The 26,843-nt window shown below is 52.0% G+C and carries 25 protein-coding genes and 1 pseudogene; 19 read left to right on the top strand and 7 right to left on the bottom strand.

Annotated elements, in window-relative coordinates:
- Window positions 1-78 precede the first annotated feature (78 nt).
- The 3 genes from KGP16_RS11025 to KGP16_RS11035 all read right to left on the bottom strand — a co-directional run bounded on the left by KGP16_RS11025 (window position 79) and on the right by KGP16_RS11035 (window position 1,420).
- Complete coding sequence (locus KGP16_RS11025) at window positions 79-231, bottom strand: type I toxin-antitoxin system Hok family toxin (protein ID WP_209522161.1); 153 nt, start codon at window positions 229-231, stop codon at window positions 79-81.
- Window positions 232-672: 441 nt separating this feature from the next.
- Window positions 673-825 (bottom strand): type I toxin-antitoxin system Hok family toxin, encoded by a 153-nt coding sequence (locus KGP16_RS11030; RefSeq protein WP_021178298.1) that lies wholly within the window; start codon window positions 823-825, stop codon window positions 673-675.
- 442 nt (window positions 826-1,267) lie between these two features.
- Window positions 1,268-1,420: a type I toxin-antitoxin system Hok family toxin gene (locus KGP16_RS11035; protein WP_021804709.1), complete on the bottom strand. Its 153-nt coding sequence runs from the start codon at window positions 1,418-1,420 to the stop codon at window positions 1,268-1,270.
- A gap of 314 nt (window positions 1,421-1,734) precedes the next feature.
- Here KGP16_RS11035 and KGP16_RS11040 point away from each other — a divergent pair, with 314 nt between their 5' ends.
- Window positions 1,735-2,331, top strand: a complete 597-nt coding sequence (locus KGP16_RS11040) for a GNAT family N-acetyltransferase (RefSeq protein WP_021804708.1) — start codon at window positions 1,735-1,737, stop codon at window positions 2,329-2,331.
- A gap of 64 nt (window positions 2,332-2,395) precedes the next feature.
- On the opposite strand, the gene KGP16_RS11045 is transcribed toward KGP16_RS11040, so the two are convergent.
- Window positions 2,396-3,151, bottom strand: a complete 756-nt coding sequence (locus KGP16_RS11045; protein ID WP_223501330.1) for an SDR family oxidoreductase — start codon at window positions 3,149-3,151, stop codon at window positions 2,396-2,398.
- 167 nt (window positions 3,152-3,318) lie between these two features.
- On the opposite strand from KGP16_RS11045, the gene KGP16_RS11050 reads away from it, so the two are divergent.
- From KGP16_RS11050 to KGP16_RS11095, 10 genes and pseudogenes are all read left to right on the top strand, one after another.
- Complete coding sequence (locus KGP16_RS11050) at window positions 3,319-3,627, top strand: helix-turn-helix domain-containing protein (RefSeq protein ID WP_174332915.1); 309 nt, start codon at window positions 3,319-3,321, stop codon at window positions 3,625-3,627.
- 130 nt (window positions 3,628-3,757) lie between these two features.
- Entirely contained in the window at window positions 3,758-4,108 is a 351-nt protein-coding gene (gene hinT, locus KGP16_RS11055; protein ID WP_021178295.1) for a purine nucleoside phosphoramidase, read from the top strand.
- A 12-nt stretch (window positions 4,109-4,120) separates the two neighbouring features.
- Window positions 4,121-4,510, top strand: coding sequence for a YcfL family protein (locus KGP16_RS11060; RefSeq protein WP_021178294.1), 390 nt, complete (start codon window positions 4,121-4,123; stop codon window positions 4,508-4,510).
- A gap of 25 nt (window positions 4,511-4,535) precedes the next feature.
- On the top strand, window positions 4,536-5,117 hold the full coding sequence (gene lpoB, locus KGP16_RS11065; RefSeq protein WP_037374848.1) for a penicillin-binding protein activator LpoB: 582 nt from the start codon (window positions 4,536-4,538) through the stop codon (window positions 5,115-5,117).
- Window positions 5,098-5,961, top strand: a complete 864-nt coding sequence (locus KGP16_RS11070; RefSeq protein ID WP_179251430.1) for a phosphotransferase — start codon at window positions 5,098-5,100, stop codon at window positions 5,959-5,961. The genes lpoB and KGP16_RS11070 overlap by 20 nt, the downstream gene beginning before the upstream one ends.
- 37 nt (window positions 5,962-5,998) lie before the next feature.
- Entirely contained in the window at window positions 5,999-7,018 is a 1,020-nt protein-coding gene (gene nagZ / locus KGP16_RS11075) for a beta-N-acetylhexosaminidase (protein ID WP_037374844.1), read from the top strand.
- A gap of 76 nt (window positions 7,019-7,094) precedes the next feature.
- Complete coding sequence (gene ycfP, locus KGP16_RS11080; protein WP_021178290.1) at window positions 7,095-7,637, top strand: alpha/beta hydrolase YcfP; 543 nt, start codon at window positions 7,095-7,097, stop codon at window positions 7,635-7,637.
- Window positions 7,638-7,969: 332 nt separating this feature from the next.
- Window positions 7,970-9,274, top strand: a complete 1,305-nt coding sequence (locus tag KGP16_RS11085; protein ID WP_024485958.1) for an NAD(P)/FAD-dependent oxidoreductase — start codon at window positions 7,970-7,972, stop codon at window positions 9,272-9,274.
- Between the two features lie 295 nt (window positions 9,275-9,569).
- Window positions 9,570-10,106, top strand: coding sequence for a glycine zipper 2TM domain-containing protein (locus KGP16_RS11090; protein ID WP_166734786.1), 537 nt, complete (start codon window positions 9,570-9,572; stop codon window positions 10,104-10,106).
- A 350-nt stretch (window positions 10,107-10,456) separates the two neighbouring features.
- Window positions 10,457-10,693 (top strand): annotated as a pseudogene (locus tag KGP16_RS11095) (IS1 family transposase); the annotation flags it as partial.
- Between the two features lie 34 nt (window positions 10,694-10,727).
- Here KGP16_RS11095 and KGP16_RS11100 read toward each other — a convergent pair.
- Complete coding sequence (locus KGP16_RS11100) at window positions 10,728-11,222, bottom strand: DUF2938 domain-containing protein (protein ID WP_218519444.1); 495 nt, start codon at window positions 11,220-11,222, stop codon at window positions 10,728-10,730.
- A gap of 159 nt (window positions 11,223-11,381) precedes the next feature.
- Between KGP16_RS11100 and KGP16_RS11105 the strand changes: the two genes are divergently transcribed.
- The gene (locus tag KGP16_RS11105; protein WP_223501332.1) at window positions 11,382-12,053 is read left to right on the top strand and encodes a metalloregulator ArsR/SmtB family transcription factor; all 672 of its coding nucleotides are present in this window, start codon (window positions 11,382-11,384) and stop codon (window positions 12,051-12,053) included.
- Between the two features lie 99 nt (window positions 12,054-12,152).
- On the opposite strand, the gene KGP16_RS11110 is transcribed toward KGP16_RS11105, so the two are convergent.
- Window positions 12,153-13,577 carry an MFS transporter gene (locus KGP16_RS11110; RefSeq protein ID WP_218519443.1) on the bottom strand — a complete coding sequence of 475 codons (1,425 nt, stop codon included), beginning with the start codon at window positions 13,575-13,577 and terminating at the stop codon, window positions 12,153-12,155.
- A 562-nt stretch (window positions 13,578-14,139) separates the two neighbouring features.
- Here KGP16_RS11110 and KGP16_RS11115 point away from each other — a divergent pair.
- The 7 genes from KGP16_RS11115 (at window position 14,140) to KGP16_RS11145 (ending at window position 23,091) form a co-directional block, all read left to right on the top strand.
- Entirely contained in the window at window positions 14,140-17,514 is a 3,375-nt protein-coding gene (locus tag KGP16_RS11115) for a non-ribosomal peptide synthetase (RefSeq protein ID WP_223501334.1), read from the top strand.
- A complete protein-coding gene (locus KGP16_RS11120) occupies window positions 17,511-19,142 on the top strand; it encodes a GMC family oxidoreductase (RefSeq protein WP_179244642.1) in 1,632 nt (543 codons plus the stop codon). The genes KGP16_RS11115 and KGP16_RS11120 overlap by 4 nt, the downstream gene beginning before the upstream one ends.
- Window positions 19,139-19,897 (top strand): thioesterase II family protein, encoded by a 759-nt coding sequence (locus KGP16_RS11125; RefSeq protein WP_179244643.1) that lies wholly within the window; start codon window positions 19,139-19,141, stop codon window positions 19,895-19,897. Before KGP16_RS11120 ends, KGP16_RS11125 begins: the two co-directional genes overlap by 4 nt.
- A 7-nt stretch (window positions 19,898-19,904) precedes the next feature.
- Window positions 19,905-21,035: an acyl-CoA dehydrogenase family protein gene (locus KGP16_RS11130; RefSeq protein WP_179251435.1), complete on the top strand. Its 1,131-nt coding sequence runs from the start codon at window positions 19,905-19,907 to the stop codon at window positions 21,033-21,035.
- Between the two features lie 30 nt (window positions 21,036-21,065).
- Window positions 21,066-21,935: a GNAT family N-acetyltransferase gene (locus KGP16_RS11135; protein WP_223501335.1), complete on the top strand. Its 870-nt coding sequence runs from the start codon at window positions 21,066-21,068 to the stop codon at window positions 21,933-21,935.
- Between the two features lie 49 nt (window positions 21,936-21,984).
- Window positions 21,985-22,449 carry a group II truncated hemoglobin gene (locus KGP16_RS11140; protein WP_179244646.1) on the top strand — a complete coding sequence of 155 codons (465 nt, stop codon included), beginning with the start codon at window positions 21,985-21,987 and terminating at the stop codon, window positions 22,447-22,449.
- 90 nt (window positions 22,450-22,539) lie between these two features.
- Window positions 22,540-23,091, top strand: a complete 552-nt coding sequence (locus KGP16_RS11145) for a flavoprotein (protein WP_179244647.1) — start codon at window positions 22,540-22,542, stop codon at window positions 23,089-23,091.
- A 190-nt stretch (window positions 23,092-23,281) separates the two neighbouring features.
- On the opposite strand, the gene mfd is transcribed toward KGP16_RS11145, so the two are convergent.
- Window positions 23,282-26,758 (bottom strand): transcription-repair coupling factor, encoded by a 3,477-nt coding sequence (mfd, locus tag KGP16_RS11150; RefSeq protein ID WP_223501336.1) that lies wholly within the window; start codon window positions 26,756-26,758, stop codon window positions 23,282-23,284.
- Window positions 26,759-26,843 lie beyond the last annotated feature (85 nt).

A 26,843-nucleotide genomic window follows, 5' to 3' on the forward strand; every position in this document is an offset into this window, starting at 1 on the left:
TAACAACATGGGGAGGGGCGCTCATGGATCTCAGCTCAAACAACCAACAGGCGGGGCAAGCCCCGCCGTTGGGTTGCCTTACCTTAGGGATTCGTAAGCCATCATGGCCGCAACCTCCGTTTCTCCGCTACGAATGCGTATCTCACAGAGTCTTTTCCTGGTCATCCAGGTAAACACCAGTACGGTGATACAGAGAATAACCAGGGTCATTACTACTAATTTTTGCGGCATGATAGCCTCCTTGTCCTTGCCTTTCGGCGGGTAAGAGGCTACCTTTATGGTGTTCATGCATAAGAGTGGCCTCGGGTTGATTTACATCGATTCGGGGCTTTTCTCTTTCTATCCTTGCTAATGCTCAGGACAAAAAGATCCAGAGCACCCACGCGAATTTTACCCCTAATCCCGCCGGGTAATAAATCAGCGCTTTGTTACATAGAACAATTAAGCTGAACCGGCTCAGTGCTCATCCTTGTTATTTATTGGTTTTTTGCCCGTTTCTTGCGGTGACGAATTTCTATATAACTCTTTGGTTTTTTACACCTATTTTTCTTGCATATGCTATGGCGGTTGCGGGCTCTTTTGTATGGGATTGCTTAACAAGATAGGGAGGGGCGCTCATGGATCTCAGCTCAAAAAACCAACAGGCGGGGCAAGCCCCGCCGTTGGGTTGCCTTACCTTGCGGATTCGTAAGCCATCATGGCCGCAACCTCCGTTTCTCCGCTACGAATGCGGATTTCACAGAGTCTTTTCCTGGTCATCCAGGTAAACACCAGTACGGTGATACAGAGAATAACCAGGGCCATTACTACTAATTTTTGCGGCATGATAGCCTCCTTGTCCTTGCCTTTCGGTGGGTATGAGGCTACCTTTATGGTGTTTGGGCATAAGAGTGGCCTCGGGTTGATTTACATCGATTCGGGGCTTTTCTCTTTCTATCCCTTGCTTATGCTCAGGACAAAAAGATCCAGAGCACCCACGCGAATTTTACCCCTAATCCCGCCGGGTAATAAATCAGCGCTTTGTTACATAGAACAAGTAAGCTGAACCGGCTCAGTGCTCATACTTGTTATTTATTGGTTTTTTTACCCGTTTCTTGCGGTGACGAATTTCTATATAACTCATTGGTTTTTGCGCCTGTTTTTCTTACCTATGCTATGGCGGCTGCGGGCTCTTTTGTGTGGGATGGCTTAACAAGATAGGGAGGGGTGCTCATGGATCTCAGCTCAAACAACCAACAGGCGGGGCAAGCCCCGCCGTTGGGTTGCCTTACCTTGCGGATTCGTAAGCCATCATGGCCGCAACCTCCGTTTCTCCGCTACGAATGCGGATCTCACAGAGTCTTTTCCTGGTCATCCAGGTAAACACCAGTACGGTGATACAGAGAATAACCAGGGTCATTACTACTAATTTTTGCGGCATGATAGCCTCCTTGTCCTTGCCTTTCGGCGGGTAAGAGGCTACCTTTATGTTGTTGGAGCATAAGAGTGGCCTCGGGTTGATTTACATCGATTCGGGGCTTTTCTCTTTCTATCCCTTGCTCATGCTCAGGACAAAAAGATCCAGAGCACCCACGCAAATTTTACCCCTAATCCCGCCGGGTAATAAATCAGCGCTTTGTTACATAGAACAAGTAAGCTGAACGGGCTCAGTGTACACCCTGCTTAATTTGTTGGTTTTTTCCCTGTTTATTGCGATGCTGATGGCTGTCCATCGATGCTGCAAGAGAGGGAAAAATGCCCAACCCATCCGTGCTCAAACCATCAACGTTGATCGGCAATCAAATCGAACTACGACCCTTGCAGCCAGAGCACCGTGAGGCAATGCTGAGCGCCGCTGCTGATGGCGAACTGTGGAACCTGAAGGTTACCGCAGTGCCGAGTGCCAGTACGATCGACAGTTATATCGCCACCGCCGTGGCAGGCCGTGATGCCGGTTCCATGCTGCCGTTTGTCATTGTTCAGCGGGATAGCGGACGCATTATCGGCAGCACCCGTTTCTGGAAAATCGACCGGGGTAATCGCAAAATGGAAATCGGCCACACCTGGCTGAGCCAATCGGTGCAGCGCACCGGCGTGAATACCGAAGCGAAATACCTGCTGCTCAACTATGCCTTTGAGGTTTTACAGGCGGTACGGGTGCAGTTCACCACCGACGAACTGAACGACAGGTCACGCGCGGCAATTCTGCGCATTGGTGCCAAGCAGGAGGGGATTGTACGCCATGAGCGCATCATGCCCGACGGGCGCAAACGTAACTCGGTCAGGTTCAGCATCATCGATGATGAATGGTGTGGGGTGAAAGCCAGGTTAGACGTTTTGCTGAAGCGCTAAACGTGTGGAACAAACAGTGGCATGATCTCATTGGGCGCAGATGCAGCGCCCCTACAACAGCCTTTCAACTCCGCGCTAACTTCCCCACGCCACCGTCGATCAGCAGTTCACTGCCCACCATGTAGCTGGATTCGTCAGACGCGAGGAATACGGCGGCTTTGGCCAATTCCAGCGTGGTCCCCATGCGGCCAATCGGCACCAGCGCGTGGATCTCTTCGCGCAACGCCTGTTCAGCCTGTGCCGGTAAACCCAGCTTGCCCAGTGCCGGAGTTGCCGTTGGGCCAGGGCTGAGGCCGTTGACGCGAATTCCGCGCGGATGCAACTCGGCTGAAAGTGAACGCGCCAAAGACAAAATCCCGGCTTTACTGGCGGCATAGACGCAGCTTTGCGCCAGGCCAATATGCGCGCTGACGGAACCACACAGGATCACCGAGGCAGGGTTGCCCAACAATGGCAACAGAGCCTGGATCAAAAACAGTGGGCCTTTGAGATTGGTGTTCATCAGTTGGTCATAGCGCTGTTCATCCCATTCCTGCAACGGCAGGTGGGTGACATCACCGGCGTTGATATACAGGATATCCAACCGGGGCCAGCTTTTGGCCAACTGTGCAGCCAAAATCGGTTGTTGGCCGATATCCCCAGCGTCATTGTGCAACAGCACGACATCCCCTAGCGTTTCGCCAGCTGCTGTTAACCCGCCAGCGCTGCGCCCAGTGATCGCCACGGTGGCGCCTTCGGCAATAAACTGCCGGGCCGTCTCCAGCCCTATGCCGCTGGTTCCCCCGGTAATCAACGCGTATTTACCTGCTAATCGTGACATAACCCTTTCTCTCGTTGGTCAGTTACGCCATTATTGGTCTGTCAGTACCTTTTGCATAGTAGGTACCATTTGGATACTAAAGGACAAGGTGGGATGCAATGGCGTCAACAGTGAAAGGGCAGGTTGAAAAAAATTATGCGTTACCGCCTGCGGGGGAGCCGTGCCCAATGGTGAGCTTCGTCAATTTGGTTTCGGGCAAATGGGCCATCCCAATCCTGTATCGCCTGATGGTGATCGATGGCCCGATACGCTTTAGCGAATTACAGCGCGCGGTGGCGCCAATTGCGCAAAAAGAGCTGACGCGTCAGCTCCGCCAGTTTGAACAATGCGGTCTTGTCACTCGCCAGGTGTTTCCAGAGGTGCCACCACGGGTGGAGTACCAGATAACGCCGCTGGGTAAAACGTTGCGCCCCACGCTAGACTCGTTGGCCGATTGGATGCGTGACCATGCGCCTCAGTTGATCGGTAGCCAATAACCGCCGGTAAAGTCGTAAGGTTGAGTGATTCTCCATCATTCGATACGGAAAGTGCGCAATCGGGTTGATAGCAGTAGAATTTGTCACGATACTGCGTAAACCAATATTTTCGCTGAACAAGGAGTTCCAGATGGCCGAAGAAACGATTTTCAGTAAAATTATTCGCCGTGAAATCCCTGCCGATGTGGTCTACCAGGACGAACTGGTTACCGCATTTCGTGATATTTCCCCACAGGCACCGACCCATATCCTGATCGTGCCGAACGTGCTCATTCCAACGGTGAACGATGTGACCGTGGAACACGAGGCCGCATTAGGCCGTATGATCACCGTGGCGGCCAAAATTGCCGAGCAGGAAGGGATTGCCGAAGACGGTTACCGCTTGCTCATCAATTGCAATCGTCACGGCGGGCAGGAGGTCTATCATATTCATATGCATTTAGTAGGTGGGCGCGCTCTGGGCCCGTTGTTGTCACGTTAACCGAGGAAGACCATGCGCTATATTCACACGACGCGTTATTTGATGGCGCTGGTGCTCCCCGCCGCGATACTGATGGGCTGTAGCAGCCCGAAGGGCATCTCGGTCAATGAACGGCAAACGGTGGTGATGGATTCACCGGTACTGACGGCAGGTATTCTGGCGGATAACCCGTCTATTGCCGACGCGTCTGGCCGTCTGCGGGCCAGTTCGGTGCTCAGCAACACCCAGACGACGCCGGTGACCCTCCACTATCGTTTCTACTGGTATGACAAACAGGGGCTGGACATCCTGCCTTTTGAACAGCCGCGCACGGTCACCGTCGCTGCCAATTCAGACGCCGAGATTTATTCGTTGAATGGCAACCTTGATGCCAAGCGTGTACGTCTGTATTTATACTTATAAGTTTTGGGTTACGTTGGAGAAGGTAATGAAAAAGTTCCTATGGGTGGCGCTGGCCGCGTTGGTGTTAACCGGTTGTCCATCACGCCCGCCAGAGCCTACGGCACCGGTGACGGTAGAGCCACAGCCGCAACCAGAGCCTCAGCCTGAACCGTTGCCACCAACCACCGAGCCGGTGCCACAGCCGCCGAAGATCCAGCAGCTTGACTGGCTGGGCAGCGTGCAGCCGTTGGTCAATCAGATGCTGAAGGCCGATGGCGTCACGCCTGGCAGCGTATTGCTGTTGGACAGCGTGAAAAACAATACCAATGGCTCATTGAGCATCGGCAACGCTACCTCGGCGCTGCACCAGGCTTTGGCATCCAACAAGACCTTTGCCGTCGTGCCGGAGGCGCAGTTGGCGAGCGCCAAACAGACGCTGGGCCTCTCGGCGGAAGATAGCCTCGGGTCGCGCAGCAAGGCGATTGGCTTGGCGCGTATCGTCAACGCGCAATACGTGTTGTATAGCGCCGTCAGCGGCGATGTGAAGTCACCGTCGATGGAAATGCAGCTGATGCTGGTGCAAACCGGTGAGATCGTCTGGTCAGGCAATGGCGACGTCAAATACTGAATCCCAGCTGCGGCGACTCTTGAGTAACAGGCTGCCGGCGGTAAATACCGCCGGTTGTCATTTTAGCCTGGTGCAAGGGTTGAGCGGCGAGAGCTGGCGGATCGACAGTGGCGATGTGCAACTACTGGCCCGTCCGCAGACGCCGGAAAAACGCATGCTCGGCGTTAACCGTCGGCGTGAGGGGCAAGTGCTGAAGCGTGCTGGATTGGGCATAGGTCCAAAGGTTTGGTTACAGAGCCCTGAGTGGTTGATCGTCGAATGGCTTGCCGGTGAGAGCGTTGACGAAACGGCGTTTGCTTCCATACTGGCCAACGGGGAGTTGGCAGCGCTGACCGCTCGGCTGCATAACCGAGGGTTGAGTGGTTACCGGCTGGATCTGCAACAGCAATTTACCCGCTATTGGCAGCAAATTGATCGCCAGCGGATCACACCTGGTTGGCTGCGTTGGCAGCGCTATTTCATCAATGGCACCATGCCACGCCCGTTGCAGTTGGCAACGCTGCACATGGATATTCATGCCGGCAATCTGCTGCGGCAGGCCGGACAGCTCAGGCTGATCGACTGGGAGTATGCCGCCGATGGCGATATCGCCCTGGAGCTGGCGGCGATGTTTCGCTTCAATCAATTTTCCCCGGCTGTGCAACAACGCTTTTTGGAGCAATATCAACCCCACGGCTATGCCGATTTGCCGCAGTTGGCCTCACAGGTCCAGCGTTGGTTGCCGTGGGTGGATTATCTGATACTGATGTGGTGTGAAGTGCGCTGGCAGCAGTGTCAGGATGCGGAATTTTTGCGTTGGGGCGCAGCGTTATACCGGCGTTTTTGTTTATCATCGTCAAACTAATCATGAATACTGATGTGAGGTGGCCGTGGGCCCAGTAATGCTAGATGTCGTCGGCTATGAGCTGGACGCAGAAGAACGCGAGATTTTAAAACACCCGCTGGTAGGGGGCCTGATCCTGTTTACCCGCAACTTTGCCGATCCGCAGCAGTTGCGTGAGCTGGTTCGCCAGATCCGCGCGGCCTCGCATTCGCGACTGGTGGTGGCGGTTGATCAGGAAGGCGGGCGTGTGCAGCGCTTTCGCGAAGGTTTTACCCGCTTACCGGCGGCGCAGTCCTTTGCGGCGCTCAACGATGCTCAGGAAGGCGGGCGTCTGGCTCAGGAAGCTGGCTGGCTGATGGCCTCGGAAATGATTGCCCAGGATATCGATATCAGTTTTGCCCCGGTATTGGACATCGGCCACGCCAGTGCGGCAATTGGCGAACGTTCTTTCCATAGCGATCCGCAGCAGGCGTTAGTGATGGCCGAACGCTTTATCCAGGGGATGCACAGCGCCGGGATGAAAACCACCGGCAAGCATTTCCCAGGGCATGGCGCAGTCACGGCGGACTCGCATAAAGAAACTCCGCGCGATCCGCGGCCATTAGCCCAAATCCGCGAACATGATATGACTATTTTCCGCGATCTGATCCAACGCGGATTGCTGGATGCCATCATGCCAGCCCATGTTATCTATACTGAAGCAGACCCGCGCCCGGCCAGCGGCTCGCCTTACTGGCTGCAGCAAATCTTGCGTCAGGAGCTAGGCTTTGAGGGCGTGATCTTCTCTGACGATCTGTCGATGGAAGGGGCGGCGATCATGGGCAGCTATGCCGAGCGTGGCCAGGCGGCGCTGGATGCCGGTTGCGATATGATCCTGGTTTGTAATAATCGGGCAGGGGCGGTCAGCGTGTTAGATAACCTGTCCCCGGTCAAAGTAGAGAAATTGCAGCGGTTATATCATCGCGGTCAGTTCACCCGTCAGGAACTGCGCGATTCCGACCGTTGGCAAAAGGCGCATCATGCGCTGAGTCAATTGCATGAACGCTGGGAAGAGCATAAGCAACGCTCAGCGGGGTGAACGGCCAGGGCGCCGCATGAAGGCGGCGTTAATAATGGGGGCTGCCAGCGGCCCCCAGCTTGTTGCGAGGAACCACATGATTATCTATTTGCATGGCTTCGATTCCACCAGTCCCGGCAATCATGAAAAGATTATGCAGTTACAGTTCATCGATCCGGACGTGCGCTTTATCAGCTACAGCACTTTGCATCCGCGCCATGATATGCAGCATTTATTGAAAGAGGTGGACAAGGCGGTTCAGCAGGAAGGGGATGTCCATCCTCTGATCTGCGGCGTGGGTCTTGGGGGCTTTTGGGCCGAACGTATCGGTTTCTTGTGCGGTATCCGTCAGGTGATCTTCAACCCGAACCTGTACCCGGAAGAACATATGCACGGCAAGATCGACCGGCCGGAAGAGTATCGCGATATCGCCACCAAATGCGTGGAAGATTTCCGCGAGAAGAACCGCGATCGCTGCCTGGTGGTGCTTTCTCGTCAGGACGAAGTGTTGGACAGCCAACGTAGTGCCGAGTTGCTGCACAAGTATTATGAAATCGTCTGGGATGAGCAGCAGAGTCACAAGTTTAAAAACATCTCGCCACACCTTCAGCGTATCAAGGCTTTCAAGACGCTGGCGTAACAGTCCTATAACGCTTAACCAAGCCGTGAATGTTGTTCCTAAAGGGCAGCAATTGCGGCTTTTTTGTTTTTATCGTGCCCGTTTTCGTCGGTGGGCAGCAAAATGCAAAACTGTGATCTCACGCTAACTATTTGAATCACAATCCTCAAAAAAACCCTTCGTCCAGCCTTTAACCAAAAAACTTTGACGTACATCAATTTTGGTATGACCAAATAACCTCTCGTGTTATTCTGGCCCCAGATTGCAGGTTTAACTTAAGCGAACCCTATGTATTCTAAGGATATTATTTATTTACCCTTAGGCAACAATTGGTTCACATTCAGGGGGTCATTTTGACAACGCCAAAGAAGAAAATCGTTATTGTCGGCGGTGGTGCCGGTGGTCTGGAGCTGGCAACCAGCCTGGGCCATAAACTGGGTCGTAAGCATAAAGCGGAGATCACGCTGGTGGATCGCAACCACAGCCATCTGTGGAAGCCGTTGCTGCATGAAGTGGCTACCGGCTCCCTGGACGACGGTGTGGATGCGTTGAACTACCTGGCGCATGCGCGTAACCACTTCTTCAACTTCCAACTGGGTTCACTGGTCAACATTGACCGTGAAAAGAAAACGTTGCAGTTGACGCAGATCTGCGATGAGCAGGGCTGCCAACTGGTTCCCGCCCGCGAGTTGAGTTACGACATATTGGTGATGGCGCTCGGCAGCACCTCGAACGACTTTGGCACCCCAGGGGTAAGAGATAACTGCATCTTCCTGGATAACCCGAATCAGGCGCACCGCTTCCATAACGAGATGTTGAACCTGTTCCTCAAGTTCTCTGCCAATCCGGAAGAGAAGGAGAGCGTGAATATCGCGATTGTGGGCGGTGGGGCTACCGGCGTTGAGCTGTCGGCAGAACTGCATAACGCGGTCAAACAGCTGCACAGCTACGGCTTTGAAGGGCTGGATAACAGCGCCTTGAAGGTTACCCTGGTTGAAGCCGGTGAGCGTATTCTGCCAGCGCTGCCGCCGCGTATTTCCGCAGCGGCGCACCAGGAACTGAACAAGCTTGGCGTACGGGTATTAACCAATACTATGGTGACCAGCGCCGATGAGCATGGCTTGAACACCAAAGGCGGCGAATTTATCAATGCCGATCTGATGGTGTGGGCAGCGGGCATCAAGGCACCGGACTTTATGAAAGAGATTGCCGGGCTGGAAACCAACCGCATCAATCAACTGGTGGTTGAGCCAACGCTGCAAACTACCCGCGATGCCAACATCTTTGCTATTGGTGACTGCGCGTCCTGCCCACGTGAAGGCGGCGGTTTTGTGCCACCACGGGCACAGTCTGCCCACCAGATGGCATCACGTTGCTATAGCAATATCCTGGCGATGATGCACGATCAGCCGATGAAGCCTTACGTTTATAAGGATCATGGTTCACTGGTCTCGCTTTCCCGCTTCAGCACCGTAGGTAGCCTGATGGGCAACCTGATGCGTGGTTCGATGATGGTCGAAGGACGTATCGCCCGCGTGGTGTATATTTCGCTGTACCGTATGCACCAGGTAGCGCTGCACGGCTATACCAAAACCGGCCTGATGATGCTGGTGGGTGGTATCAACCGCGTGATCCGTCCGCGCTTGAAGATGCACTAATGTTTTAACCCACTAGTTCGGTTGATGAAAACCCACGTAGGCTTGCCGCGTGGGTTTTTTCTTGCCGTGAGAGAGGGGACCGGCAGGGATAGGATTCTTCTCAATTCATTGGTTTTGGCCCGTTTTCAGGGTGTTTTGCTCATTGAGTCTTATTGCGAGGGGGAACTTCCTTGTGCAGACTTTAGGGAGTTTACAGACGGCGCGTCACGCACGCCGTAAACCGGGGGAATCGCCTGTGATCGCTGCGAGCTCGCCCGGTGCATAATGCGTGGTAACACATTCAGGAGGATTTCCTGTGAACAAATCAATGTTAGCCGGTGTTGGGATTGGTATTGCAGCCGCTCTGGGAATTGCTGCCGTAGCTGGTCTGGACGTATTCACTCCCGGCCCACAATATGCGCAGGTTCTCGCCGCAACACCGATCAAAGAAACCATCAAAACCCCTCGGCAGGAGTGCCGGAACGTCACGGTGACCCATCGTGCGCCGGTCCAGGATGAAAACCGCATCGCTGGCTCCGTGCTGGGCGCGGTTGCTGGGGGGGTGATTGGTCACCAGTTTGGCGGTGGTCGTGGCCGTGATGTTGCGACCGTAGTAGGTGCGTTGGGGGGGGGCTATGCCGGTCACCAGGTGCAGGGGGCCTTGCAAGACAACGACACTACCACCAGCACGCAGCAGCGCTGCAAAACGGTGTATGACAAATCGCAGAAAACGCTGGGCTATGACGTGACTTACAAGATTGGCGACCAGCAGGGCAAAATCCGCATGGATCACGATCCAGGCACCCAGATCCCGCTGGATAGAAGTGGCCAGTTGGTGCTGACCAAGGTCTGATCTTCGGAGTTTACCCTCGGCCCAACCCTCTCCACAGGGCTGAGGAGTAATCCCCACTAATTTTTTGTTAGTGGCTGTAGAGAATTATAACGAGTGTTTTATGAGCAATTTGTTCCATTTTTTCGCAAATTAGCAGTGAGATAATTACGAATAACCTCTTCTCGTCTGCATAAGGCTGTTTTTTACCCCGTTCTTGGGTGAAAAAACAGCCTGTTTCTCGTCTCAATTTTTTTGGGGCTCCCTCAACCTATAGGGAGAGGGAGCCGTTCTGCCGTCGTTAATCGTTGATTAAGCCTTCAACGGTGCAGGTGTCCGGATACGGTCAGAACGCTCAAAGTCGGTATCAACAATTACTAATCCCGTTCAAGGTCGGCATGATAGTCAGTGATGAATGCGGCAGTTATAGCCGGAAAGTACTGAAGGATAAGTATCTGACGAGCAGAATATTTACTAAACGTATTGAACGTAATAACCTAACGTTGCGAAACCATATAAAGTGCATGGATCATAAAACAATCTGCTTCTCATGGTCGATTGAGTTGCATGAAAAGGTCATCGGGGCCTTTATCGAAAAGTACATGTTCTACTTATTGGAGTCATTACCCGCGTTAGTGACTTTTCTCAGCTTATCGGCCAGTAGTACTGTAGCAAAACGGCACTCAGATATATCCCAATACCATACGAACCGTGTGCTATCAGACTACGCTGGCGCGCTATATTAGGTTGCGGTGTCCTGGATGCTGCCAAGCCAAAACCAAATCCAGGTTGCATAATAAAGAAAGGGGCTATGACGCTGATAATGCCCATAATGAGTGCTGTCAAAAAGGTGGGGTTCTCAAGCCAGTCATGTCCCATAATACAAATAAATATCAAGGAAAAGACGACGCCAATTGCGTAGTGTGCCGTCCACCCCAGAGCCTTTTCTCCGCTTACTGGTGTTGTCTGCATGATGGTATGGTGAAAAAACTTGCCATTTGGCATGTGTCCTAACCAGCGCCCGACAAACTGATAGTTGAGCGAAGGGATATTAAAAAAGCGTCTTTGCAGTAATGCCCAGAGGTCCATTACCAAGGTTGCCCCGATACCAATCAGTACTGCACGTAATAATATATCCATTTAATGGTCCTTTTTTATACTCCTCGGGAGTGGAAAGCCTAACATGTTCTGTAACACAACCTCGATCGAAAGGTAGCAGCAGTAAACTGGTGGGCTCCTGCAACCTTTGATATACTGTCTTTCAATTATTATATTGAATGATGAGGTAGCAAAAACAATATGTCAACACTCAATGGCGAGAGTCAACGTCAAGTTTTTAACGAATTTGCAGAGGTGACACGTTCCTTGGGGAGCTCACATCGTCTGCTACTGCTTGAGCATATCGCACAGGGAGAAAGATCGGTTGAAAGGCTAGCAGAACTGGCTGGTCTTACGATAGCCAATGCTTCTCAGCATCTTCAACATCTCAAACGCGCGGGGTTTGTGCAATCACGCCGGGAAGGGAAAAACGTTTACTACCGTTTGGGTAATGGTCCAGTCCAGAATATCTTGACGGCGATTCGGCAATATGTGGAATACCGACATAGCGAGATCAGGTCATTCGTGTCTGATATTTTCAGCCAGCGTGAACGGCTGGAATCGATTTCTCGCGAAGAGCTTCTGCATCGCTTGAATGAGGGGGATATTACTCTGCTGGATGTGCGTCCCCCCGAAGAGTTTGCCTCTGGCCATCTGCCAGGAGCGGTCAATATTCCGGCCGAAGAACTAGAGGGGCGCCTATCTGAACTGCTAAAAGGACAGGAGGTGGTGGCGTATTGCCGCGGGCCTTACTGCGTCCTCTCTCTCAACGCTATGAAAATCCTGCAAACAAATGGGTTTCTTGCTCGTTGTCTAGAGGATGGGTTTCCGGAGTGGAAGGCCGCCGGACTGGAAGTGCAAATTAACCGGTAAGCCCTCGTCTTCACGGTTTACTGGTATAACCTATCACGGAAACACCACTGGATCCTGATACTCAACATTATGGTTCCAGTGGTATTTCGATTATTACGGCTAATTGATATTTTTCATTAAAATTAGTGCGCCTATCGCTGCGAGTAAATAGACGCCTCCTGCAGTGCCAAAGGCCCATGCATAGCCATTAACTGCGTTTGCCTGGGTTGCTGCTACCGCCATTAACGCAGCCAGCCCCATAGTTGGACCTAACTCCATCGATGTGTTCATTACGCCGCCCGCAAGGCCCGCTTCGTGTAGGGATACATTTGCCGTTGAAAGTACCGCACTGCCGGAAAAGGTCAAAGAAGCTCCGGCGGGGAGGATAAATAAGCCAGGAAGCAGGCCAAGCACATAGTGGGTTTGCTCATTGAGCTGAGCCAATAAAAACAGCCCCGCAGCACCGAGCAGTAGCCCGACAATTGTGATTTGCAAGGCGCCGAAGCGCATAATGAGCGCCCCGGAGGCACGATTCATAATTAGGAGTCCAACGGTATAAGGTATAAACGCCATAGAGGTTGCAAAAGATGACCAACCGCGAAATTGCTGCAGATACAGGGAAAGTAGAAAGGTAATCAAGCCCATACCCGCAGCGGCCAGTAGAATACCAATCAGGCCAGTCGTGCGCATTGGGGTGAGGATAAAACCAGGGGGTAGCAGAGGACAGCTAACATGTCGCTCGACGAGCAAGAAGGTGAAAATGAGCAGCAGGCCAGCGGCAACAGGCAGATAGACTGGCGCTGTCAGCCAAGAATATTCGCCACTCATGATCAGGCCAAAGCTAAACAGCGAAATGCCACTAGTCGCCAATAGAGCACCGCTCAAATCTAGACCAGGAGTGTCGTTATCACGTAGGGGTAGCGGCTTCATCATTCTGCGTACCAAAAGCAGACCAGACAAGCTAACAACAACCGGAACAATAAACATCCACCGCCAAGATAGCCAAGTGGTGACGATGCCTGATGAAAGAAAACCAACGGCTCCTCCCAGAACCGATACTCCGCCCCAAGTTGCCATTGCATGGTTGAACTGAGCAGCCTCGCGGTAGAGTTGGCGCAATAAGGCCATCAGGGCTGGTGCCGTAAGCGCGGCACCGATCCCTTGCAAAAAGCGAATTGCTACTAGAATCCAATAGGAGAAGGCGAACATGCCGCTCAGTGATGCAAGGCCGAAGATAAGCACCCCCAAAGTAAACATTTTTCTTCCACTGTAACGATCAGTTAGTCGCCCGCCAAACAACAACAGGCCGCTAAAGGGCAACCCATAGGCAGCACTCACCAGCACCAGTTCTGCTTGAACCAACTGGAATTCAGCGCCAATCGCAGGCAATGGGACTCCAATCATGACAATTGTAAAAATTAACGTTGCCTGAATGGTGGCGAGAATAGCAAACACTAAAGCGTTATTTTCCTCTACGGCTAATAGTGGAGCCACATCTTCAGGAAGGGCCGAATCGCGTTTGTCGGTCACAAAATCATTACTCATTTCACCACCCTACTTGTCATCTGTTAGTTAAGTTTGCTTTCTCTGATAATCAATTAGAAATTCTAATGCATTACACAAATCATTCAATTGATTAATTGAATGATGTGCGAATTTAACTGATGTTGTCAAGATAAAAACAAAAAACAGCCTAAATTTATATTAATTTTTTATTTCTTTATTGATGGCCATTACTGGTTGCCCATCATGAGTATTTAGCTACATTTAATTTAATTTATATAAAATCAGTATGTTATTGGTTGTTGGTTGTGTTTTTTATGATATAGAATTGTTACTTATTATGATGGTTATGCTTGACGTCATAAAACATAGTAATGTAGTATTTTATCAATCAATTGATGGCTTGATTGATTGGCGCAATGAAAGCATTCACGCTATTTATGTTATTGGCTTGGGGATCTCATCTATCCGATGTTTGCTGTTACAACGGTATTTTTGGGGGAGATTTTATTCCTAACTTTAAGTGATTGGTATTATTGAATATTTTGATGGATGCGTAACGCTCTCATGCTATTTTTATTGAATAATTTCAGAGGGTTTTTTTATGCGAGTCATGCAGGAATCGGCCAAGAGAATTGGCTTAAAACTTTCAGGCAAAGAAAATGACCTCATCACCCATCAGGTTGAGCATTCCGTTGAAAAAAATGTCATTAAAATAAATGAGTTGCTCAATGGTAAACTACCTGTAGATGATTCAACAACCTTTGATAAAACAGTGGAAAGAAAAGAAGATGAGTCATTTTCGCTAACCGATATTCAATACGCTTATTTGATTGGTCGCAATGCAGGTATACCTCTGGGTGGTATTGCAACGCATTACTATTTTGAGGTCGAAATTTTCAACCCTGATCTTCAGCGGCTCAATGCAGCCTTGAACCATACGCTTTCCCTGCATGCCATGCTACGCGCCGAACTGATTGATAGTGGCCGCCAACGAATTTCTGCGGCCCTTGAACATTATGAGATTGCCGTGACTGATTGCCAATACATCGATGATAATCAGTTGCAGGAGTTTATTAATAGCACACGAAGTGACATGAAAACGCATTTACGTTCGTTGGCTATTGCACCTTCTTTCGAGATTAGAGCCACCTTATTGAATAAAAAGAGGGTTCGGTTACACCTCTGCTTTGATTTGATGTTTATTGATTTGCATAGTGTGAAAATAGTGATGAAGGATTGGTGGCACTTCTATCAGAATCCAAATGTAGTAAAATCCGTGCCGGAATTTAATTTTAGAGATTATATTGAAAGAGAAAAGCAACTTCTGCAAAGTAAGCAAGGTTGCCGGGATAAGGACTATTGGTTAAATAAAGTGGATACAATGCCCTCAGCTCCTGAATTACCACTATATCAGGCACCTGAATTAATTAAAAATCCCATATTCAAAACGCTTTCACACCCGATCTCACTGGAATTAGTCAATAAGCTTCGCCAGAGCGCGACTGAACAGGGAATTACCCTGGAAACGCTCTTTCTTGGTGTTTATGTTGAGACCTTGCGGCTGTGGTCGCGACGCCAGAACTTTACTCTCACTTTAACCCAGCATGCGCGGCGTAACTATTTCCCGGATGTGCAACAAAGCGTAGGGAATTATCTTCAGTCGAGCCTGTTGTGTGTTGAAGACGGTAAGTCGGAGGCATTTGGCCAGCGCTTGGTGATGTTACAGACTGAACAGTTGTTGAACTACTGGCATTCCTCATTCAATGGGATCCAGGTTTTACGCGAAATGACGCGTCTGAGCCAGGGAGAGAGGGCGCTCTCTTTCCCGGTGGTTTTCAGCAATACCTTGAATGCGGAACTACGAGATATTGTCACCGACTATGGCTGGGAAGGCACGGCGATGGTGAAGTATAGCAGCACCCAAACGCCCGGTGTCTGGCTCGAAAATCAGTTGTTGCGTATCAATGGCGATCTGGTTATGAACTGGAACTACGTCGAAGGATTGTTCCCGGTGGGCATGCCGGAAATGATGTTTGAGGCAGCCGTTAAACTGCTGAACGCCTGTGGCGAAAACCCGCAGATTTGGTCACAACAGGGTGCGGTGGTGGCCTTGAACACGGACGACATGCAGGAGAGACTGGCTGCAAATTCGACGGATGATAGGATGCCACTGGCGTTGTTGCAGGATCTGATCTTGCATTCTGCACGTCAGTTCCCGACCAAAACGGCGATTATTCAGGGGCAAAGAGAGATTAGCTACGGGGAGTTGGTCACCAGCGGTAACCTGGTTGCCGAGCAACTGAGTGCTGCTATAGCCATTGAACCGGGTGACATCGTTGCTGTTTCTCTGCCGCAAGGGCCGGAAATGCTGGCCGCCATTCTGGGTGTACTCTTCGCGGGGGCTGCATATGTCTCGATTGATCCACAGCTTCCCGAGCAGCGTAAAGCGCGGTTGATTGAGCGCTGTGCGGCGAAAGCCATCGTGACGCCTGCTGGCCTGGAACCAATAGATGGATTAACCAACATCGGGGTGGTCATTGATAGTGCTGCACCGATGAAGTTTCCTGTGCAGGTGGCAAAACAGACATTGGATGATCTGGCCTACGTTATTTTTACTTCCGGCTCTACTGGTGAGCCAAAAGGGGTAATGATTACGCACCGCAACGCCGCTAATACGGTTTTGGATATTAATCGTCGTTTCAATGTCAATCAGCATGACCGTGTCTTCTCCGTTGCGCCAGCGGGGTTTGATCTGTCCGTTTATGATTATTTTGGGGTTCTGGGAGCCGGTGGCAGCATTCTGTTTGCTACGGAAAATGAGGCTAACGATCCGAAAATATGGGCTGAAAAGATCACCAAACATCGGGTGACTTTGTGGAATAGCGTGCCGGCACCGATGAAAGCGTTGGTAGAGCGGGCCGGTTCGCAGCTTTCTGGCAGTGCTTTGCGCCTGGTGCTGATGAGTGGAGACTGGATCCCGGTCAACCTGCCGGATCAAATCAAGGCCGCCGTCAACGGTATTGATGTGATCAGCCTGGGTGGGGCGACAGAAGGTTCAATCTGGTCAATTGTTTACCCTATCCGGCATGTAGATAGCGCCTGGAAAAGCATTCCTTACGGTAAGCCATTAGCTAATCAGAAATTTCATGTGTTCAATGAATGGTTTGAACCTTGTCCTAAGTGGGTTATTGGTGAGCTGTTCATTGCAGGCGCTGGTGTGGCACAAGGTTACCTGGGTGATGCTGAAAAAACGCAGGAGAGATTTTTTAGCCATCCGATCACGGGTGAGCGGCTGTATAGAACCGGTGATTTAGGGCGCTATATTGATGAAGGGCTGATTGAGATCTTGGGACGTGAAGATAATCAGGTAAAAATTAATGGCTATCGCATCGAACTGGGTGAAATAGAGGCTTGCCTGTTGGGGAATCCGCAGGCGAACCACGTAGTGATCAACGCGGTCAACCACCCGAAAACCGGCCAAAAGCAGCTAGCTGCCTATATTGTGCCGAAGCAACAGGCCAGCGAGAACGAAAAGAGAGTGTTGGAAGGAGCACTACGCGAACTCGCTCAAGCTCATCTCCCTTCTTATATGATACCAACCTGGTTTGTGTTATTGGACAGTATGCCCTTGACGGGTAATGGGAAAATAGACCGTAACGCTCTGCCCGTGCCATGGGGGGAATGGGTGGCTGCGGCGGATAAGAGTGAACCCGCCGATGAACTTGAGGCCTGTGTATTCGCCTTATGGTCAAAACAGCTGCAACACAGTGACTTTGATGTCAATGATGGTTTTTTCGACATCGGTGGCGATTCATTGCATGCGGTGGGGCTGTTGAGCGCGGTACGCGAAATCTTTAAGGTCGGTCCGTCCAGTGAACAGGATATGATCGAGAGCTTGTTTATGAATGCCTCAGTACGTGATTTTTCGCGCATCCTTTCCAGCGTAGCGGACAAGGCTCAGGAGCAATACGTATGACGCATCTATTTAAAGCGGCTCCAGAGCAGGTTGATTATGATTTTATTGTGGTCGGTGGCGGGACCGCGGGTTGTGTGATGGCTTCTCGTCTTTCTGAAAGTGGCAAACACCGTGTTTTATTGCTAGAGGCGGGGCAGGATTCCGACGTTGCTCAACCTGGTAGTCCGTTGCGGGATGCTTCCCGTCTGGTTCTTGAAGGCTATAACTGGCCATACGAAGCCAACGTGCATGGGACAGAGCGATTTTCTCGTTTCGTCCAGGGAGATGGTAATCAGCCGTTAGGTCGTAACCAGCGTAAAGCCTTTGACTATCGACTGGGGAAAGTCATGGGTGGATCGTCTGCGATTAACGGTGCCGTAGCCTTAAGGGCCTTTCCCAGCGATTTTAACCACTGGGTAAATATGGGGTGTCGTCAATGGGCATGGTGTGACGTTCTGCCGTGGTACAAGAAGTTGGAAAATGACGTTGATCGTCCAGATTCCGCACTGCACGGTCACCAAGGACCTCTCACGTTACGGAGGCCTTCAGGGGACGAAATCTTGCCATTGGAGAAAGCCTTTGCCGATATATGCCAACAGAACGGCATCGCTTTTGTTGACGATCTGAATGAGGGAGAAAGTGCAGCGGTGGGTGTCGTACCCGCCAATGTGGTGCAGGGAGCGGAAAGATACGATCTTTACCGTGCCTATCTTTATGCGGCACGCGAGCGGGAAAACCTTCAGATCCTCTCGCGCATGATGGTCGAGAGAGTACTGTTTAACGCAGGCAAGGCTGTTGGTGTCGAAGCGACGCACGACGGGGGCTATACAACCTATCGTGCCAACCAGATCGTGCTGTGCGCCGGGGCGATAGGATCTGCGGCGATCTTGCAGCGTTCCGGCGTTGGCGATGCGCGTTTATTACAACAACTTGATATTCCCGTAGTGGCCGATATGCCTGCTGTTGGCAACCATCTGTCCGATCACGCTTCGGTAGTACTATGGGCACTCCCAAAATCTAGAAATGGCATCCAGGAAACACCGTGGCGGCAAACTGCTGCGCGCTTGAACAGCGGGTACGATGCGCAGATTGATGTGCAATTAGGATTAATGAACAACGTGGCGAGCAAGAACGTACCCGGTTTTCAGAATCGCACGGATTACCCGCGCTTGGTGGGGGCCTCTGTGATGCTGATGCGTCCCAAGGCCAGAGGACGAGTGTTTATCCAGAGCAGGGATAGTCAGCAATTGCCGATGATCGATTTGCCTTTATCACAGGATCCAGAGGATATCGCGCGCTTGGTCGGGGGGGTACGTCAAATGTGGAGGTTGATCAATCACCCTGAGCTTGCGGCATATCTCGACGGTATCCAGTTGTGGTCTGAGGCGATGATCGACAATGATGAGGTTATGCATAACGCCATCAAAAATCTGCTCAGCCCCGGCTGGCATGCCTCTGGTACGGTACGGATGGGATGTGCGAGCGATCCGCAGACCGCAGCGGATGAACAGGGTAACCTGCACGGTCTGAGCCAAATCGCCGTTGCAGATGCTTCACTCTTCCCTTGTATCCCCTCTATGCCCACGAACCTCACTACCGTGATGGTCGCTGAGCGTATCGCCTCTTTCTTACTGAGGAGCCCTATATGAATTCGTCTGCGCCCAAGCGCATTATTTATGCCTTCCCACACGCAGGCGCTAGCGCGAGCGTCTATCGTGCTTGGCTTGGCCGCTTCAAAGGGGATTCCAATCTGGTGTTCAAGCCTATCGAGATACCTGGCCGTGACGTGCTGAGCCGTGAAAAGGCGATCGACAACCTGCCGTTGTTGGTCGATCGGATCTGCGCCGATATCCATGCGGACTTTGCCCTGCACCAGCAGGCTGGGACGACCGAGTGGGTGACGTTTGGTCATAGTTTTGGTGGCGTGCTGAGTTTTATCGTGAGTGCGGCGTTGGCGGAAAACTATGCTATGCGCCCGCTGTTTTCCGTGATTTCAGGCTCTATCGCACCGAGCGTGCAGGCGGACGATGACCGACATTTGTGGACGGACGATCAAATCATTTCAAAAATGCGTGCGGATAATGGGACGCCAGAGAGCATTCTCAATGAGCCCGCCTTCGCCCGTAGGCTGGTGACCTCGCTCCGTACCGATTATATTTTGCGCCATCAGTTCTTGGAGTTTGTGGATAAAAAAGTGTCGCAACCCTTGGACGTTATCTCAGCGGATCAAGATGAAAATGTCACTGAAGAAATGCAAGCAGCGTGGCGGAACCACACGCTTGCCACCACCCAACTACACCCTATCGAAGGGGGCCATTTCGCTATTTATAACTATTTTGACCTGGTAAAGGCACTATTTTCGCAGGTACCAGAGACTCAGGCATTGGTCGCGGAATCTTTCTGAGGATATTATGGAAAACAAAGAGTTAACACAGTTTCGACTCGGCTGCCGTGATTTCCTGGCGCGTAAGGCTAAACCCTTTCTGTCTGAGTGGGAAACTAACGGCCTGATCGGGCGTGATTTTTGGCGGCACGCGGGTGAAGTGGGGTTATTGGGGTTGGGTGTTGCCCGTGAATTGGGCGGCCAGCAGAAGCCTGATTATCACTATGCTGCTGTCCTGACGGAGGAGTTAATTCGCGCCGAGATGACCGCGCCAGTCATTATCTCTCATAATGATGTGATCGCCAGTTATATAGACAGACACGGTACCGATGAGCAGAAAGCTCGCTGGCTGCCAGGGTTGTGCAGCGGTGAACTTATTGCGGCGATCGCCATTACCGAACCGAATGGTGGTTCGGATTCGGCAGATCTTGAGACGACCGCGGTAAAGCAAGGACAGTACTTTATTGTCAATGGTCATAAAAGCTATATCACCAATGGGATTAATGCCGATCTTATTCTGACTGCGGTAAGAACCTCAGAGGCGTCACGCGGGCAGGGCATCAGTTTGCTGATCGTTGAACGAAACACCCCGGGTTTTGAGCGCGGGCCATTGCTGAAAAAAATAGGTTGGCATGCCAGTGATACTGCCGATCTTCATTTCACCGCTTGTCGGGTTCCCTGCGAAAATCTTATTGGCCGCGAGAATCTTGGCAACCTCTATTTTATGGGAGGGATGCCACGAGAAAGATTGAGCATTGCGACCGTTGCTGTTGCCACAGCGGAATATCTACTAGAAAAAACGCTGGTATGGGTAAAGCACCGTAAGGCTTTCGGGCAGCCTCTCGGATCGTTTCAAGCGAATAGATTTATGCTAGCGGAGCTGGGTACGGAAGTAAAAATAGCCAGGGTGTATTTAAATGATGCCATCGCTCGCTTTAACCAGAAAAGCCTCAGCGTGGTTGATGCGGCAAGAATTAAACTCTGGACTACCGAGCTTCAGATGAAAGTGGCCGATCGCTGTTTGCAGTTGCATGGAGGAGCTGGTTATATGAGTGATTCATATATGGGGAAAGCCTGGGCGAATAGCCGGGTGCAAACTATTTATGGCGGTACGAGTGAAGTGCTTAAAGAGTTTATTGGCAAGTCTATGGGATTGTAACCGAAGTTATTCATGTGGTCAGGAGATAATATGAGTAGAATAACCGAGCGCCCTGAAATCCAATTTCGGGTAAGCATAGCCACACCCGAAGCATGGCAGGTAGTGGAGGAAATGGCACGTCAGGAGAACTGGGATCTTGGTGAAGGAGACGCAAGTCGTTTCCTTAATGTAGATGCGCCGGGTTTTTATATCGGCTATTGGCAAGATAGGCCGATTGCTTCGATATCTGTTGTGAACCACGCGCAAAATTACGCTCATCTTGGCCATTATATTGTTAATCCCGATTTTCGCGGTCAAGGGTTTGGCTTGGCGGTTTGGAGTATGGCGATTGAACATGCTGAAGGGCGCTGTATTGGCCTGGATGGTATGCCCGCTCAAGAGGCCACTTATCAGAAGTATGGGTTCAAAACACATTATCACACTTTCCGCATGGTGGGGGCGGCTACTAAAAACATTGTCGAACTATACAATATCGAACTCGTCGATCAAAAAAATATTACTTCTGTGATTGATTATGATGCGAGTTTTGTCGGGTATTCTCGTGCCGGTTTACTTACTGAGTGGTTTTTCGGCCAAGGGCGAAAAGGACTTCTATTAGTGGGTAATAAAGGGATTGAGGGCGTAATTGGTTTACGTCCTTGCGATGGTGGGTATCGAGTCGGACCTTTCTACGCCGCTAATGAGAAAAACATGAGAGCACTGATGTTGGCCGCGATGAATGAGATGCCGCAGCAGACGAATGTCACGCTAGATATTCCAGAATACGCCCAGCAGACCATCGCATTTGCCCGCTCTTTAGGGTTCAAAACATTGTTTCATACTTGCCGGATGTATCGTGGGGAACCACCTGCAGATTATCAGCTAGGAATTAATGCTCTGGCTTCACTGGAATTAGGTTGAGTTATCAATATCGTCTGAATTATCACCAATTAACTTTACTGGAGTAATTATGTCAGAAAATACACCAACTTTATTTGAATGGATGGGTGGAAGAGAGGTTCTGCTAAAACTCATGGCGATCTTTTACGCCAAGGTTGAAAAGGATGAGTTATTAGCGCCGATGTTTGCTCATATGGCGGGTGACCACCCGGAACATGTCGCTATCTGGCTGGAAGAGGTTCTGGGTGGAGAAGCTAATTACACGGCTCATCGAGGCGGGTTTAAGGGTATGGTTTCCAAGCATCGCGGCAGGAGTATCCAACCGGATCAGCGTCAGCGTTGGGTGGATTTGATGATGGAATGTGTGGACGAGGTAAACTTGCCTACCGATCCTGAGTTCCGTTCCGCATTTGCCGCTTATATTGAGTGGGGATCGCGTCGAGCCCAAGCGAATTCGCAACCTGAAGCGCCATGCCCTAAGCGGGAAACGATTAAGAAGTGGGGCTGGGGGGAAGCACCTCCTGGTACGCCGTAATTCCTTCAGGTACTTGATGCATGAGAGTAGAGGTTGCGGCTTTTACTCTCATAGCTGTGGCTATTAGAAAGCTTTGCGTGGAGCACGAACATGACGGAGAAGAAGCGGATTTTAATTGGTGCTACTGGCTCGGTGGATATCACTTATCTTCCAGAGTACCTGAAGGCGATTAAAAAGAATATTCACTGTTCGTTAACCGTGTTGATGACTCGGCAAGCAGAGCAGTTTATCCCCGCAGAAACGCTCGGGTTGTGGGCTGACCGTGTGATTGCGGGTGAAAAAACTGCTGATTGGCCTAGCGACAAACCTTCAAAGATTGTTTCTGACCATGACATCATGGCGGTATTGCCTGCAACGGCGAATACGCTGGCCTCGGTCGCACAAGGTGCTGCGCCAAATCGCTTAACCACGGTAGTGCTTGCTGCGGATTTTCCGGTGTTGTTCTTCCCTGTAATGGGGGCCGTGATGTGGGAGAAAGCTGCTGTACGCCGCAACGTTAACCAACTGCGCAAGGACGGTTATGAAATGATTCAACCTGTTTGGCATGAAAAATATGATAATGCGTTACAGCGCATGGTGGGCCATCCATCTTTGCCCTCGGTAGATGAGGTGGTGAAGTTATTAACTGCGCGGCTTATATAAAACACTACAATGTCGAAATCCATGAGCGGTGGTATTGTCGTGCCACTCCCCCAGGTGCAGCTCGCTGCAACGAAACGCGGTGAGCATCAATAAACGCATTGCCAATGCCATCAAGGACGTTGAACGAGCTAGATCATGTCTTATCCGCTAAGGCGGAGAAGACATGATCTAAGGATTAGGGGCATTGGCCTCAAGCTGCCAAAGTATGCTCTCTGAACGCCGCCAGCAGCTCGCCGATAAACTTCAGTCGTTCGGCCCGGTCAGTGAGATCCAGCATAAACTTCAGCTTGGTTGGCCCATCCAGGCGGTAAACCTGCGGTTTGCTTTGCAGCAAGCCAATCAGATAACCCGGATCGACCCGGTTCTTCTCGCCAAACTCGATAAAGCCCCCGCGCTCGTTGCCTTCGATACGCTTGATCCCCAGTATCTGCGCCTGTTGACGCATCGCCGCGCTTTGCAGCAGGTTACGCGCTGCATCCGGCAGCGGGCCAAAGCGATCGATCAGCTCAACCTTCAGTTCCTCCAGTTCACCCTCATTTTTAGCGCTGGCAATGCGTTTATAGAAGGACAAACGGGTATTCACGTCAGGGATAAAGTCATCGGGCAGCAGCGCAGGCATGCGCAGTTCCACTTCCGTCTGATTGCTGGTGAGATCTTCCAGCGAAGGCTCACGCCCGTTCTTCAGGGCGTCGACGGCGCTTTCCAACAGCTCCATATACAGCGAGAAGCCCACGGTGGTCATCTGGCCGCTTTGGTCTTCCCCCAGCAGCTCCCCAGCACCACGGATTTCCAAATCGTGGGTGGCGAGCGCGAACCCGGCCCCCAAATCTTCCAGCGAGGCAATCGCTTCCAACCGCTTGTGTGCGTCGGTGCTCATGACCTTCGGGTTCGGGGTTAACAGATAAGCATAGGCCTGATGGTGCGAACGCCCAACGCGGCCGCGTAGCTGATGCAATTGTGCCAGGCCAAAGCGGTCTGCCCGTTCGATAATGATGGTATTGGCGCTGGGGATGTCGATGCCGGTTTCAATAATGGTGGTACAAACCAGCACGTTGAAGCGCTGGTGGTGGAAATCGTTCATCACCCGTTCCAGATCGCGTTCCCGCATCTGGCCGTGGCCAATGGCAATCCGTGCTTCTGGCACCAGCTCCGCCAGGCGTTCGGCGGCCTTATCGATATTCTCGACGTCGTTATACAGGTAATACACCTGGCCGCCGCGCAGTACCTCACGCAGGATGGCCTCGCGCACCACCAGGCTGTCGTACTCACGGACAAAGGTTTTCACTGCCAGACGGCGGGCCGGTGGGGTAGCAATGATCGACAAATCGCGCATGCCGCTCATGGCCATATTCAGGGTGCGTGGGATTGGCGTGGCGGTTAACGTCAGAATATCTACGTCTGCGCGCATCGCCTTGATACGCTCTTTGTGACGTACGCCAAAGCGGTGTTCTTCATCAACCACCAACAGCCCCAGATCTTTCCAGCGCAGATCGCTCTGCAACAGCTTATGGGTGCCAATGAGGATATCGACCTTGCCCTCGGCCGCCTCTTCCAGGATCTGCTGCTGCTCTTTGGCGCTGCGAAAACGCGACATCATTTCGATGCGGATGGGCCAGGTGGCAAAGCGATCGCGGAAGTTGTCGAAGTGCTGCTGCGCCAGCAGGGTTGTCGGCACCAGTACCGCGACCTGCTTACCGTTTTCGACGGCCAGGAAGGCGGCACGCATCGCGACTTCGGTTTTACCAAAGCCAACGTCGCCGCAGACCAGGCGATCCATCGCCAGTGGCTGGCACATATCGCTCAGCACCGCGTTGATGGCCTGTTCCTGATCTGGCGTGGTCTCAAACGGGAAGGTCTGGCAGAACAGCTGATACTGCTCACGATTATGTTTGAACGCAAAACCGCTCTTGGCGGCACGTTGGGCATAGATGTCCAACAGCTCGGCGGCCACGTCACGCACGCGTTCGGCGGCTTTCTGCCTGGCTCGCGACCAGACATCCCCGCCAAGCCGGTGCAGCGGGGCGTTCTCGTCGGCTCCTCCGGCATAGCGGCTGATCAGGTGCAGGGAAGAGACCGGCACGTACAGCTTGTCTTCACCGGCGTAGGAGAGGATCAGATATTCCGCCTTGATGCCCCCAGCTTCCAGCGTGGTCAGGCCAACGTAGCGGCCAACGCCGTGTTCCAGATGCACCACCGGCTGCCCTGGGTGCAGCTCTGCCAGGTTGCGGATCAGGGTATCGGTATTGATGGTGCGGCGATTATCCTGCCGACGGCGGCTGACGCGTTCACCGAGCAGATCGCTTTCACAGATCAACGCCCGGTCACGCAGCGTATCCAGGAAGCCACGCTCGGAGGCTCCGACCATCATATAACGGCCCGATGCTTCGACCTCATCCAGATGATGGATCAGGCTGGTACTCAGCTTGATGCGACCAAGCAGATCTTGCAGGGTTTCGCGGCGGCCTTCACTCTCTACCGAGAAGACCACGCCACCGGTGAAGCTTTCAATAAAGCGTCGCAGATTATCCAGTGGGGCCTTCTGCTGGGCCTGGACGGCGAGATCCGGCAGGGTTTGATAGCCCAGGTTGGTGCAACCGGATTTGGCAGGCAGCTCCTCGGTTTTCAACGCCATTCGCGGCCAGGCTTTCAGCTCGGCAAATAGCGCATCGACCCGCAGCCATAGGGTATCCGGGGCCAGCAGCGGCCGCATCGGATCGATCCGCCGGTTCTCATAGCGTTGATTGACATCGAGCCAGAAACGCTCGGCTGCTCCCTCCAGGTTGCCGGTGTTGACGAGTAGCGTATTGGCTGGCAGATAGCTGAACAAGGAAGGCAGCGGCTGGCTGAAGAACAGCGGTTGCCAGTATTCGATACCGGCAGGCCAGGTGCCTTTACTCACTTGCTGATAAATATGTTCGGCGTCGCGACGCACTTCAAACTGTTCACGCCACTGGCTACGGAACAGCTCAATGGCGGCCTTATCGGTCGGGAACTCGTGCGCTGGCAGCAGGTTGATGGCGTCCACTTCGCTCAACGTACGCTGGTTATCCACATCAAAGGTGCGCAGGCTGTCGATCTCGTCGTCGAAAAAGTCGATGCGATAAGGCTCTTCGCTGCCCATGGGATACAGGTCAAGCAGCGCTCCGCGCGTAGCAAATTCGCCATGCTCCATCACTTGGTCGACGCTGCGATAACCGGCCTGTTCCAACTGTGCCCGCAGCAGATCCCGCGAAAGTCGTTGGCCCTTTTTCATCACCAACGCATGGCCATGCAGGAACTCATGCGGGCAGACGCGTTGCATCAGCGTATTCACCGGCAGAATGATGATGCCGCGTGCCATGGTCGGCAGATGATACAGGCTGGAAAGCCGCGCAGAGATGATTTCCTGATGGGGCGAGAAGCTGTCGTATGGCAGCGTTTCCCAGTCGGAAAGGGTGGTCACCATCTGATCGGTAAACTGCTGGATTTCGTCACGCAACCGCAATGCATTCTGCATATCCGGGGCGATGAGCATCACCGGGCCGGGATGGCGTTCGGCGATTTCGGCGCATTCTACGGCACAGGCAGAACCGGTGAGCTGCCCTAGCTGGCGTAAATCGCCCGCGCGGTCAGGAAGAGAGTAACGGTAGGAGGATGCGGAGCTGCGGTTATTATCAGAAATGCTCATTCAGTTATCTTTAATCAATGAATTGAATAACAGTTTTTGTGGTGTTCACCGTGGCACTTGACGCGTGAATACCACAAAATCCTGT

The organism is Serratia sp. JSRIV006 (genome assembly GCF_019968685.1).
GTDB classification, from domain to species: domain Bacteria; phylum Pseudomonadota; class Gammaproteobacteria; order Enterobacterales; family Enterobacteriaceae; genus Chania; species Chania fonticola_B.

What these genes read in the sequence shown, in the direction of transcription:
- KGP16_RS11030 (WP_021178298.1), bottom strand. Translation starts at nt 825, where the DNA reads ATGCCGCAAAAATTAGTAGTAATGGCCCTGGTTATTCTCTGTATCACC.
- KGP16_RS11110 (WP_218519443.1), bottom strand. Translation starts at nt 13,577, where the DNA reads ATGAGTAATGATTTTGTGACCGACAAACGCGATTCGGCCCTTCCTGAA.
- lpoB (WP_037374848.1), top strand. Translation starts at nt 4,536, where the DNA reads ATGAAAAAGTTCCTATGGGTGGCGCTGGCCGCGTTGGTGTTAACCGGT.
- nagZ (WP_037374844.1), top strand. Translation starts at nt 5,999, where the DNA reads ATGCTAGATGTCGTCGGCTATGAGCTGGACGCAGAAGAACGCGAGATT.
- KGP16_RS11145 (WP_179244647.1), top strand. Translation starts at nt 22,540, where the DNA reads ATGACGGAGAAGAAGCGGATTTTAATTGGTGCTACTGGCTCGGTGGAT.
- KGP16_RS11100 (WP_218519444.1), bottom strand. Translation starts at nt 11,222, where the DNA reads ATGGATATATTATTACGTGCAGTACTGATTGGTATCGGGGCAACCTTG.
- KGP16_RS11035 (WP_021804709.1), bottom strand. Translation starts at nt 1,420, where the DNA reads ATGCCGCAAAAATTAGTAGTAATGACCCTGGTTATTCTCTGTATCACC.
- KGP16_RS11025 (WP_209522161.1), bottom strand. Translation starts at nt 231, where the DNA reads ATGCCGCAAAAATTAGTAGTAATGACCCTGGTTATTCTCTGTATCACC.
- KGP16_RS11105 (WP_223501332.1), top strand. Translation starts at nt 11,382, where the DNA reads ATGTCAACACTCAATGGCGAGAGTCAACGTCAAGTTTTTAACGAATTT.
- KGP16_RS11050 (WP_174332915.1), top strand. Translation starts at nt 3,319, where the DNA reads ATGGTGAGCTTCGTCAATTTGGTTTCGGGCAAATGGGCCATCCCAATC.
- mfd (WP_223501336.1), bottom strand. Translation starts at nt 26,758, where the DNA reads ATGAGCATTTCTGATAATAACCGCAGCTCCGCATCCTCCTACCGTTAC.
- KGP16_RS11140 (WP_179244646.1), top strand. Translation starts at nt 21,985, where the DNA reads ATGTCAGAAAATACACCAACTTTATTTGAATGGATGGGTGGAAGAGAG.
- KGP16_RS11060 (WP_021178294.1), top strand. Translation starts at nt 4,121, where the DNA reads ATGCGCTATATTCACACGACGCGTTATTTGATGGCGCTGGTGCTCCCC.
- KGP16_RS11125 (WP_179244643.1), top strand. Translation starts at nt 19,139, where the DNA reads ATGAATTCGTCTGCGCCCAAGCGCATTATTTATGCCTTCCCACACGCA.
- KGP16_RS11070 (WP_179251430.1), top strand. Translation starts at nt 5,098, where the DNA reads ATGGCGACGTCAAATACTGAATCCCAGCTGCGGCGACTCTTGAGTAAC.
- KGP16_RS11120 (WP_179244642.1), top strand. Translation starts at nt 17,511, where the DNA reads ATGACGCATCTATTTAAAGCGGCTCCAGAGCAGGTTGATTATGATTTT.
- hinT (WP_021178295.1), top strand. Translation starts at nt 3,758, where the DNA reads ATGGCCGAAGAAACGATTTTCAGTAAAATTATTCGCCGTGAAATCCCT.
- KGP16_RS11130 (WP_179251435.1), top strand. Translation starts at nt 19,905, where the DNA reads ATGGAAAACAAAGAGTTAACACAGTTTCGACTCGGCTGCCGTGATTTC.
- KGP16_RS11135 (WP_223501335.1), top strand. Translation starts at nt 21,066, where the DNA reads ATGAGTAGAATAACCGAGCGCCCTGAAATCCAATTTCGGGTAAGCATA.
- ycfP (WP_021178290.1), top strand. Translation starts at nt 7,095, where the DNA reads ATGATTATCTATTTGCATGGCTTCGATTCCACCAGTCCCGGCAATCAT.
- KGP16_RS11045 (WP_223501330.1), bottom strand. Translation starts at nt 3,151, where the DNA reads ATGTCACGATTAGCAGGTAAATACGCGTTGATTACCGGGGGAACCAGC.
- KGP16_RS11115 (WP_223501334.1), top strand. Translation starts at nt 14,140, where the DNA reads ATGCGAGTCATGCAGGAATCGGCCAAGAGAATTGGCTTAAAACTTTCA.
- KGP16_RS11040 (WP_021804708.1), top strand. Translation starts at nt 1,735, where the DNA reads ATGCCCAACCCATCCGTGCTCAAACCATCAACGTTGATCGGCAATCAA.